This window comes from Rhizobium sp. L1K21 (assembly GCF_024055895.1).
Lineage (GTDB): Bacteria > Pseudomonadota > Alphaproteobacteria > Rhizobiales > Rhizobiaceae > Ensifer_A.
The window spans coordinates 298,438-312,257 of the sequence record NZ_JAMXLE010000001.1; the positions used below are offsets into that span (position 1 = coordinate 298,438).

15 protein-coding genes are annotated in these 13,820 nt (G+C 54.5%); 7 read left to right on the forward strand and 8 right to left on the reverse strand.

Annotation, left to right across the window (positions count from 1 at the left end):
* Positions 1-7 precede the first annotated feature (7 nt).
* The 4 genes from NHF56_RS01330 to NHF56_RS01345 all read left to right on the forward strand — a co-directional run bounded on the left by NHF56_RS01330 (position 8) and on the right by NHF56_RS01345 (position 4,375).
* Positions 8-844: a sulfotransferase gene (locus tag NHF56_RS01330; protein ID WP_252800867.1), complete on the forward strand. Its 837-nt coding sequence runs from the start codon at positions 8-10 to the stop codon at positions 842-844.
* Between the two features lie 9 nt (positions 845-853).
* Entirely contained in the window at positions 854-2,113 is a 1,260-nt protein-coding gene (locus tag NHF56_RS01335; protein WP_252800868.1) for a hypothetical protein, read from the forward strand.
* Positions 2,114-2,168: 55 nt separating this feature from the next.
* Positions 2,169-3,164, forward strand: coding sequence for a sulfotransferase (locus tag NHF56_RS01340; protein ID WP_252800870.1), 996 nt, complete (start codon positions 2,169-2,171; stop codon positions 3,162-3,164).
* Between the two features lie 113 nt (positions 3,165-3,277).
* Positions 3,278-4,375 (forward strand): DUF1972 domain-containing protein, encoded by a 1,098-nt coding sequence (locus NHF56_RS01345; RefSeq protein ID WP_252800872.1) that lies wholly within the window; start codon positions 3,278-3,280, stop codon positions 4,373-4,375.
* A 70-nt stretch (positions 4,376-4,445) separates the two neighbouring features.
* Here the strand turns inward: NHF56_RS01345 and leuD are convergent, their stop codons facing one another.
* The 3 genes from leuD to NHF56_RS01360 form a co-directional block, all read right to left on the reverse strand.
* Complete coding sequence (gene leuD, locus NHF56_RS01350) at positions 4,446-5,051, reverse strand: 3-isopropylmalate dehydratase small subunit (protein WP_252800874.1); 606 nt, start codon at positions 5,049-5,051, stop codon at positions 4,446-4,448.
* A 139-nt stretch (positions 5,052-5,190) separates the two neighbouring features.
* Positions 5,191-5,421: a hypothetical protein gene (locus NHF56_RS01355; RefSeq protein WP_252800876.1), complete on the reverse strand. Its 231-nt coding sequence runs from the start codon at positions 5,419-5,421 to the stop codon at positions 5,191-5,193.
* Between the two features lie 109 nt (positions 5,422-5,530).
* Entirely contained in the window at positions 5,531-6,784 is a 1,254-nt protein-coding gene (locus tag NHF56_RS01360; protein WP_252800877.1) for an MFS transporter, read from the reverse strand.
* A gap of 138 nt (positions 6,785-6,922) precedes the next feature.
* On the opposite strand from NHF56_RS01360, the gene NHF56_RS01365 reads away from it, so the two are divergent.
* The gene (locus NHF56_RS01365) at positions 6,923-7,219 is read left to right on the forward strand and encodes a YggT family protein (protein ID WP_252800879.1); all 297 of its coding nucleotides are present in this window, start codon (positions 6,923-6,925) and stop codon (positions 7,217-7,219) included.
* Positions 7,220-7,225: 6 nt separating this feature from the next.
* Entirely contained in the window at positions 7,226-7,537 is a 312-nt protein-coding gene (locus tag NHF56_RS01370) for a DUF167 domain-containing protein (RefSeq protein WP_252800881.1), read from the forward strand.
* Here the strand turns inward: NHF56_RS01370 and ppa are convergent, their stop codons facing one another.
* Positions 7,538-8,071 (reverse strand): inorganic diphosphatase, encoded by a 534-nt coding sequence (gene ppa, locus NHF56_RS01375; RefSeq protein WP_252800883.1) that lies wholly within the window; start codon positions 8,069-8,071, stop codon positions 7,538-7,540.
* A 164-nt stretch (positions 8,072-8,235) separates the two neighbouring features.
* Here ppa and NHF56_RS01380 point away from each other — a divergent pair, with 164 nt between their 5' ends.
* Complete coding sequence (locus NHF56_RS01380; RefSeq protein WP_252800885.1) at positions 8,236-8,859, forward strand: hypothetical protein; 624 nt, start codon at positions 8,236-8,238, stop codon at positions 8,857-8,859.
* Positions 8,860-8,890: 31 nt separating this feature from the next.
* On the opposite strand, the gene NHF56_RS01385 is transcribed toward NHF56_RS01380, so the two are convergent.
* From NHF56_RS01385 to NHF56_RS01400, 4 genes are all read right to left on the reverse strand, one after another.
* A complete protein-coding gene (locus NHF56_RS01385; protein ID WP_252800887.1) occupies positions 8,891-9,397 on the reverse strand; it encodes a GNAT family N-acetyltransferase in 507 nt (168 codons plus the stop codon).
* A gap of 353 nt (positions 9,398-9,750) precedes the next feature.
* Positions 9,751-11,577, reverse strand: coding sequence for a translational GTPase TypA (gene typA / locus NHF56_RS01390; protein ID WP_252800890.1), 1,827 nt, complete (start codon positions 11,575-11,577; stop codon positions 9,751-9,753).
* Positions 11,540-11,962, reverse strand: coding sequence for a hypothetical protein (locus tag NHF56_RS01395; protein WP_252800892.1), 423 nt, complete (start codon positions 11,960-11,962; stop codon positions 11,540-11,542). The genes typA and NHF56_RS01395 overlap by 38 nt, the downstream gene beginning before the upstream one ends.
* Before the next feature lie 859 nt (positions 11,963-12,821).
* Positions 12,822-13,805, reverse strand: a complete 984-nt coding sequence (locus tag NHF56_RS01400) for an aldo/keto reductase (RefSeq protein ID WP_252800893.1) — start codon at positions 13,803-13,805, stop codon at positions 12,822-12,824.
* Positions 13,806-13,820: the final 15 nt, after the last annotated feature.

Sequence of the window (13,820 nt, forward strand, 5' to 3'; positions counted from 1 at the left end):
GGACGACGTGAAACCTAAACCAGTTTTTATTGTTGGATTTCCCAGGTCAGGGACAACACTTGTCCAGTCCATATTATGGGCGAATACGAACGTATTTACTCTTCCCGAGACCATGTATTTCATGCGCGCGCGCCCCAGAAGTCGGTTGAAGCGGCTTCTGTTTCGCCAAAAGAGCTTGGCTCGCTCGCATTGGAACGGCTTTCTGAAAAGTATCAACAGAATGGACTTGGCCGATGCGGCCAACTCTGCATTGGAAAATGGTGGGTACGAGGCTCCCCTGGTTCACACTATGGAGGCGCTATGCGAGGAATATGATGCGTCTTACTGGATCGAAAAGACGCCTGCCCATTTGCGTCATATTGATGAAATAGAGCGCGTCATTCCCTCCGCGCAGTTTATTCACGTCATCCGAAATGGCGCGGATGCGGTCCGCTCATTTATGCTGGCGACGCGTGGACGCAGGGCCCAGTGGGAAAAATATCGGTTTTTCAAGTCGTTGCCTGCAAAAGACTTTTCAATCGAATATGCGGTGCAGCGCTGGAACGACGATATTGCCCGAAGCCTTGAATACGTCGGTTTGGAAAATCATTTTTTCGTAAATTATGATAATTTGACCTCCAATCCCCAAGTCGAGACCGAGCGTCTTTGCCATTTCCTGGGCTTGCCGTTTCAAGAGGCAATGCTGACGCCAGAAAAATTTTCGGGATCGCTTATTACAAGCAACGAACCGTGGAAAGCGAAAAATTCCTCACCCATATCAAAGGCCGTTTCAAAACAGCTAACGTCAAAGGAAGAGCAATATATGTTAAGCAACCTCGCCACGCTTCCTGACGTTTTCAAGTAAGCTTTTCTTATGAATGTGCGAAATATTCTTGCTTTCATTTTTGTCGGGATAAGCCTCAACCAGATTTTGCAGCTTCCTGTGCCATATTTGACAATCGCTCAACCCATGCTGATTGTCGGGTTTATCGTGTTTTTTATTTTCAGGTTTTTGGTCAAAGGATTGAAGCGCGGCGACTATTCGCACGAGCTTTTTTGGACAATCACGATCGCGGTCATGACCGTGGCTTCCCCTGTGAAGGCGTTCATGGTTTTTGGGCAGCCCTTGATGTTGGGTCTGCAGACGCAGGCTGTTGTTACTCTTCCGGCGATTTCCAGCATCATTACAGTGATATTGTTAAAGCAGGGGTTTTTCACTCTCAACGCCATAAAGAAATCGATTTTATTTTGGATTTTGTCAGTAATTTTAATTCAGTTGCCGATGTATCTTTTTATTGATGGCAAAATTTTTGTCGAAAAGTATCCGCTTGTGGCGCGAGGACAAGGTGTCTACAGTTTCGATCCAGCTATTGCGTGTATCGGATTATTCCTGTCTTTGTGGTATATTTTCTTCAAGAAAAAATACGCATACTTAATTTTAGCATTTTTGATGGCTTTCTTTATATTTGCTGTAAATGGGAAAGTGACAACGATATTTTCTTTGGCTTTATCGTTTTTTGTTTCTTTGTATTTTATTTTTGGGTGGAGAAAATTTTCATTGGCTTTGATATTGATTCTGTATCTTGCCGCTTTTGTTTTTCTATTATTGCTGTTGATAGGTCCTGGCACGGAAAGCGGTATTTATAGGGACTTTTATTATGCTTTCTTGCTCTTGTCAGAGGGATCGGCGCTTGGAGATGCGGGTACAGATATCCGCGCTGCAGAATTCGACATCGCAAAGACCTTCATTTGGGAAAATCCCTTTTTTGGGAATGGAAAAATCGCAAACGACTGGAGTGGTGGAATCGAAAGTGTTCTCGGTTATTTCTACCCATCCGATATCGGAATTTTCGGCGTGGTCTTCGTATATGGATTAATTCCGACTTTCCTCATTCTGTCCGCCAGTTTGGTAAAAGTGGTAAGACGCGATTTGGTTTCAGGTGACGAGGCTGCTTTCGCATATTCTATTTTTGCGACCTTGATTATGCTTTTCACCCAAGGCTTTGCGCGCGGTGGTGTGTTCTTGTCTCCGGTGACGCTGGTCTTTTTGTCGCTTTTGCTTCAATATTTGTTTGCCTTATCTGCGTCTAAAAGAGCCCTGTTGGAAGGGGATACTGGACATCGCAAGAATTAGCACGTTTTTATTTGAAGGTTTGATCCCAACGAGTTTTTTGTTTTGAAGAGGTAGCATGGTAGCTCAGGTTGATAAAATTTATACTAGGCAGCATTTTAGGAGGCTGTGGGCGCGACTTCTCAGTTATGCCCTTTTTGAGGGGCGTCCTCTTACAACGCGTGGAAGATTTATTAACCCCCTGGTTTTCTTTAACTATCGTTTAGCCGAGCTTTTGATCAGGAAGCCCAGGGTTGAGAAGCCGATATTTATCGTCGGCGCAGGACGTAGTGGCACAACCATTTTGGGGGTGGTCATGTCAGTCCACCCGGATGTTGGTTTCCTGAATGAGCCAAAAGCCTTGTGGCACCATCTCATTAAATATGAGGATGTAATCGGCAGTTATACAGATGGGGAAGCCAAGTATCGGCTTGATGAAAGCGATGTCAAAGATGAAATGAGTCTGAGGGCACGCAAGATACTGACCGAGTATACTCTGCTAACCGGATCAAAGCGGGTAGTCGACAAATACCCGGAGATCGTTTTCAGGCGGCCGTTTGTCAAGACGATATATCCCGACGCCAAGTTTATATTCATCTCACGCAACGGATGGGATGCTTGTACTTCCATATCCGATTGGTCTGTCCGCAAGGGTGTCGTTTCCGGTGAAGAGGTTCATGACTGGTGGGGCAAAAACGACAGGAAATGGTTCTTGCTGGTGGATCAGCTGGTGCCGGAACATCCTGACTTAAAGCCCCATATCGACGCCATCAGGATGCTGGAAGATCACCGCCTGCGAGCTGCTGTAGAGTGGATCATTACGATGAGGGAGGGACTGAAGGCGCTTTCTGAAGAAGGAGCGAACTGCTTTCACGTTCGGCATGAAGACCTATCATCTGAGCCGCAAAAAAGTTGCCGAGAGATATTGAATTTCTGTGAACTCAGGGACGATGCGGGCTGCTTAGGTTATGCAGAAAATGTGCTTAAGCCGGTTCCCTCAAGAGGCGAGTTTGAGCTTCCAGATTATCTCATTGATCCTTTTCGCGAAGTTCAAGAGGCATTAGATGCGCTTTAAAATGACTTCAAGATCCTAAATGATGTTTTCTTGGTGGTGACTTTGCCATCCGCTGAAAAGCGTTGGAATCTCGCAGTGGGCCACCAAGACAAGGCCGATTCAAAAGGTGTATATTGCATATCAATATTCTCGGAATTCGCGGCATTCCGGCCGCTCATGGTGGGTTTGAGACGTTTGCGGCGCGGTTTGCGCCATGGCTCGTTGAGCGTGGTCACACGGTCACGGTCTATTGTCAGGAAGATGACGGCGAGGCTGGGCCCTGGGTTGATACCTGGCAGGGGATCGAGCGGGTACATTTTCGCCCGCGCCGTGAAGGGGCCAAGGGTACGATGGAGTTTGATCTGGCCTGCGTGAAGCACGTGCTTGATCGTCCGGGTGTCGATCTGGTTCTCGGTTACAACACCGCCGTTTTCAACATTCTCGAGCGTTTCAAAGGCCGCAAGATTGCCATGAATATGGATGGCATCGAGTGGAAGCGCGCCAAGTGGAGCCTGCCTGCGAAGATCTGGTTTTTCCTCAATGAAATTGCCGGTGCCAATCTTTGCAGCGTTCCGATCGCCGACCATCCGGAAATTGCCAAGCATGTTAAGAAGCGCTGCTTGAAGACGCCCGTCATGATCCCCTACGGTTCGGACGAGATCGTCGAAGCGCCGTCCGAACCTCTTGCTGCTCTGGGTGTGGAACCCGGCAAATATCTGATCTCGATTGCGCGTATTGAGCCGGAAAACTCGATCCTGGAAATGGTGCAGGCCTTTTCCTCGCTCAATGTGGATGCAAAATGCGTTGTGCTCGGCAAGCTTTTTGATGATGTGGCCTATCACCGCGCGGTCAAGGCGGCGGCGGGGCCGAACGTGATCTTTCCCGGCGCGATCTACGATCAATCCATCGTTTCCAGCCTTCGCTATCATGCCCGCGCCTATCTGCATGGCCATCAGGTGGGCGGAACCAATCCGTCTCTGGTTGAAGCGCTTGGGGCAGGCAATGCTGTGATTGCCCACGACAACCGCTTCAACCGCTGGGTTGCCGGCGACAAGCAGTTCTATTTCGCCTCGACCGAAGAAGCAGCGTCGCGCATGATGGAGGTGTTCGAAGATGATCAGGCCGTCGAGGCGGCACGCTCTGCTGCACGTGCTCGTCACGCCGAAGAGTTTCGCTGGGAAAAGGTGCTGAAGGCTTATGAGAGTGCACTGCTCAAGCTCGAACAAGCTTGAGGATGAGACCCCATAAATTCAAAAAGCGGGCCTTTCGGTCCGCTTTTTTGTTGTCGACGCTTGTTGGATTTTAAATCCAGGGGCGTTTGCCGGCGTCGGACTTTTCGAATGCGTCGATGCTGGCGGCTTTTTCCAGTGTCAGGCCAATGTCGTCGAGGCCATTGAGCATGCAGTGGCGGCGGAATTCGTCGATGGAGAATTCAATCTTGCCGCCGTCAGGCCCGGTGATTTCCTGTGCTTCAAGATCAACGGTCAGCACAGCGTTGGAACCGCGACCAGCATCGTCCAGCAGCTTTTCCAGCTCCTCAGGCGAAACGGTGATCGGCAGAATGCCGTTCTTGAAGCAGTTGTTGTAGAAAATGTCGGCGAAGGACGTGGAGATCACGCAGCGGATGCCGAAATCGAGAAGCGCCCAGGGAGCGTGCTCACGCGATGAGCCGCAGCCGAAATTGTCGCCGGCCACGAGGATGGAGGCGTTACGGTAGGCCGGTTTGTTGAGCACGAAATCGGGGTTTTCCGAGCCGTCTTCATTGTAACGGGCTTCGGCGAAAAGGCCCTTGCCAAGGCCGGTGCGCTTGATGGTTTTCAGATAATCCTTCGGGATGATCATATCGGTATCGATATTGACCACCGGATAGGGTGCAGCGACGCCGGTCAGCTTGACAAACTTTTCCATGGGTTCAATGCCTTCTTTTCAGGTCTTGGTGAGACGTTGCCTTGCCTTTAGCTCAAATGGGCCAGCATTTGAAGGGCTTTTTGGACAACAAAAAACCGGGCGATGCCCGGTTCCTCGCAATTCACGCTCTTCCGCGTTCTTACATGTCGACGATGGTTCCGCGGCCATCATTCCAAACGCGGCGGATATTGCCATTATTGGCTTTCACGCGCACCGGCTCAGGCTGCATTTTCATCGAGATCGCGCGGGCGGCAAGAAGAACCGTGCCAATACCGGCAAGCGCAACCAGAAGCGAGGCTGTAAACATCGCAGCCAATGCTGCTATTGCCAGCCCGGTCACAGTGAAGATTGCAGTTCTGATCGCATTCATCATCTTGCTCCTTGTGTTAAAAGCAATGTGGTTTGCTTTATGCACATTCGCAAGTCCCAAGATGACCTTTTTATGACCGAGCATACGTTTTTGCGGCGCTTTGCCGCGGTTAAGCGGAATGCTCCAGTTCTTCAGGGGCGTCCAAGTTGTCGATGCGGCGCAATTTGGGGAATGAGAAAGCCCAGATAATGGCCACGGCAAGCGTGCCAAAGCCGCCGATGACGACGGCGGGAACGGTTCCAATCCATGCGGCCATCGTGCCGGCACGGAACTCGCCAAGTTCGTTGGACGCGCCAATAAACACCATGTTGACGGCACTCACACGACCGCGCACCTCATCCGGCGTCCACAGCGCAATCAGCGATTCGCGCACGTAAACCGAGATCATGTCGGATGCGCCCATGACGATAAGGGCGACAATGGATATCCAGGCTGTTTCTGATATGCCGAAAACAACCGTTGAAACACCAAACAGCGCCACGCCAATAAACATCAGAATGCCGGCATGGTGGCGGATCGGGAAGGTGGCGAGCAACATGGCCATGACAATGGCACCAATGCCGGGTGCTGCACGCAACAGGCCGAGGCCGAGCGGTCCCAGAACAAGTATGTCGCGGGCAAAGACCGGCATCAACGCAACGGCTCCGCCTAGCAGAACGGCAAAAAGATCAAGCGAAATTGCGCCGAGAACGATCTTTTCCGAGCGGATATATTTGAAACCGGCGGTGATGGATTCCCAGGTCTGTTTTTTCTTTTCGGAAATGCGTTGCGGCGGCTTTTCCATGATGGCCATCAGCACCGAGGCCAAGAGAAGAAAAGCGAGAGCCGTGGAATAGGCAACAACGGGGCCGAGGCCATAAAGCAGACCGCCGGCAACGGGCCCGAGAATGGTGGCCGCCTGCCAGGAGGAGGAGTTCCAGGCAATCGCGTTCGGAAGGTCTTCCTTGGGCACGAGGTTGGGTGCCAGCGATTGGGTTGCCGGGGCCATGAAGGCGCGCTCAAGGCCAAAAACAATCATCACGGCAAAGACCGGTAAAGGCGAGAACGTGTCTGTCAGCGTCATGATCAGCAGCGCCAGCGTGCCGAGCGAGGCGACGCCGAGGCAGATGGAAACGATGGCACGACGATTGTGCCGGTCGGCAACCGCGCCGGTCACCAGAACCAGAAGAAGCGAGGGGAGAAACTGAAAAAGACCGATCAGGCCGAGATAAAACGGATTGTTCGTCACATCATACATCTGCCAGCCGACAGCGACGGTGAAGACCTGTTGGGCGAAGGATGCGAGAAAACGGGAGCTAAAGAACAGTCTGTAAGAACGATGTCGGAAGGCCGCAAAGCGGTGATCGGGACTTTTGTCGTGCATGAGGTTTGCTTTCGGTCGGCTTTGCAGACGCGCGAAGCCCGGTACCATTAAGGATATTGCTGAATTGGCTTTGTCAAACTCTTGTTCGCTTAGTCGCCAATCGTTACATGTCTGTCAACTTCTGAATCGGAGATTATTATGATCGCGGTTATTCAAACGCTGAACTTCATTATCAACATCGTGTGGTTTCTGGTCATCGCGTCGGCCATTTTCTCCTGGTTGTATGCGTTCAACATTGTCAATTCCAACAACCAGTTCATCAACACGATCGGGCGGGCGCTGTTTCAGTTCACCGAGCCGATGTACCGGCCGATCCGCCGTTTCATGCCGGATCTTGGCGGGCTTGATCTTTCGCCGATCGTTGTGCTGGTTATCCTCTTCTTCCTGCAGTCGCTTTTAAACACGACCATCGCGCCGGCGCTGCTCGGCTACTGATCGGCCATGTCGGCCTGGCAGATTTTTGACGACCATGTCCGCTTATCCGTTCGCCTCACGCCCAATGCCGGGCGTGATGGCGTGGAAGGTCTGGAAACCGGGGCTGATGGCGACGCTTATCTGAAAGCGCGGGTAACGGCCGTGCCGGAAAAGGGCAAAGCCAACAAGGCGCTCATAGCGCTTCTTTCCAAGGCATTGAAGCTTTCGAAATCGTCGTTCGAGATCGTTTCGGGCGATACAGCGCGCAAAAAAATCCTCCGGATCGATGGCGACCCGGAGGATATCATTTCAAAGCTCAAGACGCTTTTCGGCGACTGATCAGCCTTCAGCCTTGTAGCGTTCGATTGCTTCCACAATCAGCTTCTTGGCAACATCGACATCCTGCCAGCCGGAAATCTTCACCCATTTGCCGGGTTCCAGATCCTTGTAGTGCTCGAAGAAGTGCTCGATCTGCTTCAGCGTGATTTCCGGCAGGTCGGCATAGTTGTTGATCTTGTCGTAGCGCTTGGTGAGCTTGGGGGCAGGCACAGCAATGATCTTTTCGTCCTTGCCGCCATCGTCTTCCATCACCATAACGCCAATGGGGCGCACGTTGATCACGCAGCCTGGCACCAGCGGACGGGTGTTGCAGATCAGAACGTCGATCGGGTCGCCATCTTCGGACAGGGTGTGCGGCACGAAACCGTAATTGCCCGGATAGGTCATCGGCGTATAGAGGAAGCGGTCGACGATGAGCGCGCCGGCATCCTTGTCCATTTCATACTTGATGGGATGGCCGCCGACAGGCACTTCAACAATCACGTTGACGTCTTCCGGCGGGTTCTTGCCGATGGAAATTGCATCGATACGCATATCACTTCCTCTTCGCTGAGCGATCCGTTTGGGGTTCGATAATGGGATTTTTGATGCGATGCAACATGCTTGCATTGTTTTGCCCGCAAGGCCGTTGCATTTCTTTGACGATGGTAAAAATGCACCGCTTCTGCTTAACTGCGGCAACCATATGGAGGGTATTCATGGTCAGGTTCATTTTAGCAGCGTTGGGTGCTGTGTTCTTCTTTTCGGCAGGGGCGGCGTTTGCCAATTCGAGTGTCTATACAGACCTTGTGTTCGAGCAATGCGAGAAGGTGAGCGAATATGAAGACGGCGTTCAGCTGAAGTGCGATGGTTACGAGGATTATCCGGTCTACTTCAAAGAGGGTGATCTGCGCGAAGCGGTGTTTTTCGGCAAGCTGTCGCCGCTGCTGATTGACGAAGGGTTTGAATCCTTCGGTTCGTTCAATCACGTCAATACCAAGGTGGAGTGGCGTCTTGATGAGGACGGCACGCCGGTGGCGGCAATCCTGCGCTGGTTCATTGAAAACGTGAACCCTGAAACCGGTGCCTCGGACGAGAAGTTCCGCGGGCAGGTTCTTGTGGTGTCACGCGTTGCGCAGGGCGACGAGGATGGGCTGGGCTGCGTGGTCGGTTATGTCGATGCGCTGGCAAACAAGGATGCCAACGAACGCGCCCGTGAGATCGCAGATGAAGAGGCGCTTGACTTCGCTTGCGGCTACAATGAACCAATGTGGTGGGGTGAGCGTGGCGAAAAGGCGGGGCAGGAAATGCGCTATCTGCCTGAGAGCCTTAAATCGGAATAAGGACGCGCCTCCTTAATCGGAGGCTCGCCGATCAATTCCAGAGAAAGCCGAGCTTTTTCAGCTTCACGTCGTCGAAGTCTTCCATGCCTTCGACGCTGTCCACGCCGCCTTTAAGACGGAAGAATTCGACGGCCTGCTGGCTGTCTTCCAGGCACCAGGCAATCAGCCCTTCGCAGCCCAGCGAGGAGAGGAGGCCCTTTGCTTCGCGGAAGAGGCGGCCGCCGAGACCGACGCCCTGATATTCGGGCAGAAGGTAGAGCTCGTAGATTTCGCCCTCATGCGGCAGAGCGCGGGCGCGGTTGAGGCCAACTGTTGCATAGCCGGCAATCTCGCCGGCAACGTCGAGAACCAGCAGCGTGGCAGGACCCGTGGCGGCATTTGCCCACCATTTCTGGCCGCGGCGTTCCAGCATGCGCAGGAGCGGTTTATGCGGGATGAGCCCGGCATAGGTATGCTCCCAGGAACGCCTGTGAACCTCGGCTATTTTGGCAGCATCATTCGGCTCGGCACGCCGTACTTCTATGGTCAACGTCGTCATAACGCGGCACTCTTAGCAGGTCGGTAAGGCGCAAACAGGGCGTCATGCCCGGTTGCACACCTTGCCCACAGGTTGCAATGTGGGTTCATCTGAAAAGAGTTAACGTTTTTTTAACTGCCGGCGCAAGCCTGTGGCGGGAAGACACACAAGAAAAGCCCCGGCGTTTTTTTCACCGGGGCTTGCTCAAAATTCCTAGACTGTTTCAGTTTTTGACTGAAACAGTCTACATTTTTTCGCTCACGCCAATTGCGCTTTGCGCAATGCTCCACTGGGGCGGCGCATGAGCGCCGGGCCACGCTTGTGGCCTTGAGCGCTTCAGCTAAAAGCTGAACCGCTCTCGTCTTTCAGTTCGATTATGCGGCGCCTGCGGTCTTCGATTTTTCGAAGCGCTTGCGCTCATGCGGGTCGAGGTAGAGCTTGCGCAGACGGATGGATTTCGGCGTGACTTCCACCAGTTCGTCATCCTGAATCCACGAAAGCGCGCGCTCCAGCGTGAACTTGATCGGCGGGGTGAGCTTGACGGCCTCATCCTTGCCGGCGGCGCGGATGTTGGTGAGCTTCTTGCCCTTGAGAACGTTCACTTCCAGATCGTTGTCGCGGGTGTGGATGCCGATGATCATGCCAGCATAAACCTTCTCGCCTGCGTCGATGATCATGGGGCCGCGGTCTTCGAGGTTGAAGAGTGCATAGGCGACGGCTTCGCCGGATTCGTTGGAGAGCAGAACGCCCTGGACGCGACCGGCGATTTCACCCTTATAGGGCTGATAATCGTGGAACAGGCGGTTCATCACGGCAGTGCCGCGTGTGTCCGTCAAAAGTTCGGACTGATAGCCGATCAGGCCGCGGGTCGGCGCGAAGAAAACGAGGCGAACGCGATTGCCGCCAGACGGGCGAAGCTCGACCATGTCGGCCTTGCGCTCGGACATTTTCTGCACGACGACGCCGGAATGTTCTTCGTCAACGTCGATCACAACTTCTTCGATAGGCTCAAGAAGCTGGCCGCTTTCATCCTTGTGCATGACAACGCGGGGACGGGAAACAGCCAGTTCGAAGCCCTCGCGGCGCATGTTTTCAATCAGAACGGCAAGCTGCAGTTCGCCGCGGCCGGACACGAAGAAGGAGTCCTTGTCAGAGGATTCTTCGATCTTCAGCGCCACGTTGCCTTCGGCTTCCTTCAGCAGGCGGTCGCGGATGACGCGGCTGGTGACCTTGTCGCCTTCGGTGCCGGCAAGCGGTGAATCGTTGACGATGAAGGACATGGTGACGGTCGGCGGGTCGATCGGCTGCGCGGTCATGGCCTCGGTGACGGCGGGGTCGCAGAACGTGTCGGCAACCGTGCCTTTGGAGAGACCGGCAATCGCCACGATGTCGCCTGCATGGGCTTCATCGATGGCCGTGCGTTCGATGCCGCGGAAGGCGAGGATCTTGGAGATGCGGCCCTGCTCGATGAGCTTGCCGTCCTGGCCGAGAACCTTAACAGCCTGGTTGGGCTTGATCGAACCGGCGGCGATACGGCCGGTGATGATGCGGCCGAGGAAGTTGTTGGCTTCCAGGATGGTGCCGATCATCTTGAACGGACCTTCTTCAACCTTGGGCTCGGGAACATGCTTCAGAACGAGGTCGAGCAGCGGCTTGAGGCCTTCATCGGAGGGGCCTTCCGGATTGTAGTTCATCCAGCCGGCGCGGCCTGAACCGTAAAGGATCGGGAAGTCGAGCTGTTCGTCGGTGGCATCCAGCGCGGCGAAAAGGTCGAAGACTTCATTGACGACTTCATCGGCGCGGGCGTCCGGACGGTCGATCTTGTTGATCGCAACGATGGGGCGAAGACCGACCTTGAGTGCCTTGCCGACCACGAACTTGGTCTGCGGCATCGGGCCTTCAGCAGCGTCAACAAGAACGATGGCGCCGTCCACCATGGAGAGGATACGCTCAACCTCGCCGCCGAAATCGGCGTGGCCGGGGGTGTCGACGATGTTGATGCGGGTGTCTTTCCACTCGATCGAGGTCGCCTTGGCGAGAATGGTGATGCCGCGCTCTTTTTCGATGTCGTTCGAATCCATCACGCGTTCCATGACGCGCTGGTTTTCGCGGAACGTGCCCGACTGCTTGAGGAGCTCGTCCACCAGCGTGGTCTTGCCATGGTCAACGTGCGCGATGATCGCAATATTGCGAAGTTTCATTTGTCTGTCTCTGAGGCTGAGGCGCGGTCATGCATTTCGGGAGGGTGCGCCAGTTGTGTTTGGCGGGCTCATAGCCTGTTTTTTGCGTTTGCGAAAGAGGGGGCGGTGTTTTGTGAGGGCTTTGGGTAAACGCGATGCGGTTTTGCATCGTGTTCTCATTCTCCTGCACCTTTTCCCCGGCAAGCGGATCGCTTCCGGGTCTCGCATCATTCTCTGCCGGGACTCGCTGATCTTTCTCGGCGTTGCCGTAAAAGGCGTCCCGGATGGGTGCCCTCCTGACTGGGAAGGCGGATGGGGCGTTTTGTGCGCCACATTGTAGTTTAGTTATGATGCGCACAAAGCGCCCCGCCTTCAGTCGTTTTTGAATTGCAAACTTGGTGATCAACGCCCGGTTCTCCCATTCGCGAGGCCTCCTTTTAAAAGGAGGGGCACAAACCGTGTCTTAGCTTATGCAGGCCAGGCCTGCACGTCGGAGGGGGCTGCCTTACCCTTGTCTCCGCCGGGTCACCGCTTCTTGCAAAACCCCGGTGCGAACATTCCCGTTTGAATGTCCAATGGCCTCTTCGGCAAGAGCCCATATCCGAGGCCTGCGTCTGCCCCCGAACCCGGAACCGACCCCGCTCGCCACAGCGCCCTGTGGTGTATCCGTGCGGGATGGGGGTATTATGGATGGGGTTTGAGAGGGCGGGGATGAAAAAATAGTTATGCGATTGATTTTGCTTGTCTGAGGGCTGCGTTTATCCCCGTTTTGGCGGGGGCGCATGATGACCAGCCCTCACCCTGAGGAGGCCGAAGGCCGTCTCGAAGGGCGAGGGCGGGTTAAGTTGGCATGGGGCCAGCCTGATCCTTCGAGTGTCGCTACGCTCCCACCTCAGGATGAGGCTGGGGGAAATTGGTGCCGTCCCTCGGTCTTCTCTCCTTGTGGAGAGGGTGGCCACCCGCGTCATGCCTCCAGCAAGCGCAAGAAAACGTGGGTCGGATGGAGAGGTTCTCAACAGTGATTGAGGGAACCCCTCATTGTCACGCTGCGCATGACATTTCTCCCCAAGGGGGGAAAGCCGGGTCGTGCTTGCGGCAGCCTCAATGGTGAGCCCTCACCCTGAGGAGGCCGAAGGCCGTCTCGAAGGGCGGGGGCGGGTTATTTGTACGATAGGGGGGCCAGCCTCGTCCTTCGAGGCCTCCGCTTTGCTCCGGCACCTCAGGGTGAGGCTGGAGCGGGTATTTCGCGCGGGAGCGGGTTTCGTTCAGCAATAAAGTTCGGTGCCGGGGATTTGGGCCATGCTGTAGCGGTTGCCGTGGGCGAAGCCGATGGGGAGGATGTCTTCGATTTCGGCCAGTTCCTTGGGGCCGAGTTTGATATCCAGCGATTGGGCGAGTTCTTCCAGGTGGCCGGGGGAGCGGGTGCCGGGGATGGGGATGATGTGGTCGCCCTGGGCCATTGTCCATGCGGTGGCCAGAGCTGCGGTGTTCCAGCCATTGGAGCGGGCATAGTCGCGGAAACGGTCGATGATTGCGTTGTTGCGTTCGTAGTTTCCGTTGATGAAGCGCGGGCATGAGCGGCGGAAATCGGTCTCCGGGAAGAGATCGAAATCGGGCGCGGTGTCGGCGAAAATTCCGCGGCCTACCGGAGAAAAGGCAATGAATGCGGTGCCGAGACGTTTGCAGGCCTGGATGAGGCCCAGTTCCGGCAGGCGGGTCCAGAGCGAATATTCGTTCTGGACGGCGGCGATATGATGAACCGTGGCGGCGCGTTCCAGCGTGGTGGGTGCGATTTCAGACAGGCCGATCCCACCGATTTTCCCTTCCTTGACGAGTTCGGCCATGGAGCCGATGGCGTCTTCAATCGGCACCTCGTCATCGCGGCGGTGCAGATAATAAAGCGGGATGTGATCTGTCTGGAGGCGCTGAAGCGAGCCTTCGACAGCCTCGCGGATATAGTCGCGCTTATTGCTGAAATGGCGGGTCGGTTTGGTGATGATGCCGCATTTGGAGGCGACGACGAATTCGTTGGGATTTTCCTTCATGAATTCGCCGATCAGCGTTTCGGACAGGCCGCCGCCATAGATGATGGCGGTGTCGAGATGGGTGACACCGAGGTCGAGCGCTTTCTTCAGCGTGTTGAAGCTTTCCTGCTTGTCGGTCTTGCCGTAAAATCCGGCAAAGCTCATGCAGCCGAGCGCCAATGCACCAACCTCTGGTCCGTGGGTTCCGAGTTTGCGCAGTTCCATCGGTGTCGTCTCCTT

What these genes read in the sequence shown, in the direction of transcription:
- NHF56_RS01335 (WP_252800868.1), top strand. Translation starts at nt 854, where the DNA reads ATGAATGTGCGAAATATTCTTGCTTTCATTTTTGTCGGGATAAGCCTC.
- NHF56_RS01340 (WP_252800870.1), top strand. Translation starts at nt 2,169, where the DNA reads ATGGTAGCTCAGGTTGATAAAATTTATACTAGGCAGCATTTTAGGAGG.
- leuD (WP_252800874.1), bottom strand. Translation starts at nt 5,051, where the DNA reads ATGGAAAAGTTTGTCAAGCTGACCGGCGTCGCTGCACCCTATCCGGTG.
- NHF56_RS01355 (WP_252800876.1), bottom strand. Translation starts at nt 5,421, where the DNA reads ATGAATGCGATCAGAACTGCAATCTTCACTGTGACCGGGCTGGCAATA.
- NHF56_RS01360 (WP_252800877.1), bottom strand. Translation starts at nt 6,784, where the DNA reads ATGCACGACAAAAGTCCCGATCACCGCTTTGCGGCCTTCCGACATCGT.
- NHF56_RS01365 (WP_252800879.1), top strand. Translation starts at nt 6,923, where the DNA reads ATGATCGCGGTTATTCAAACGCTGAACTTCATTATCAACATCGTGTGG.
- NHF56_RS01370 (WP_252800881.1), top strand. Translation starts at nt 7,226, where the DNA reads ATGTCGGCCTGGCAGATTTTTGACGACCATGTCCGCTTATCCGTTCGC.
- ppa (WP_252800883.1), bottom strand. Translation starts at nt 8,071, where the DNA reads ATGCGTATCGATGCAATTTCCATCGGCAAGAACCCGCCGGAAGACGTC.
- NHF56_RS01380 (WP_252800885.1), top strand. Translation starts at nt 8,236, where the DNA reads ATGGTCAGGTTCATTTTAGCAGCGTTGGGTGCTGTGTTCTTCTTTTCG.
- NHF56_RS01385 (WP_252800887.1), bottom strand. Translation starts at nt 9,397, where the DNA reads ATGACGACGTTGACCATAGAAGTACGGCGTGCCGAGCCGAATGATGCT.
- typA (WP_252800890.1), bottom strand. Translation starts at nt 11,577, where the DNA reads ATGAAACTTCGCAATATTGCGATCATCGCGCACGTTGACCATGGCAAG.
- NHF56_RS01400 (WP_252800893.1), bottom strand. Translation starts at nt 13,805, where the DNA reads ATGGAACTGCGCAAACTCGGAACCCACGGACCAGAGGTTGGTGCATTG.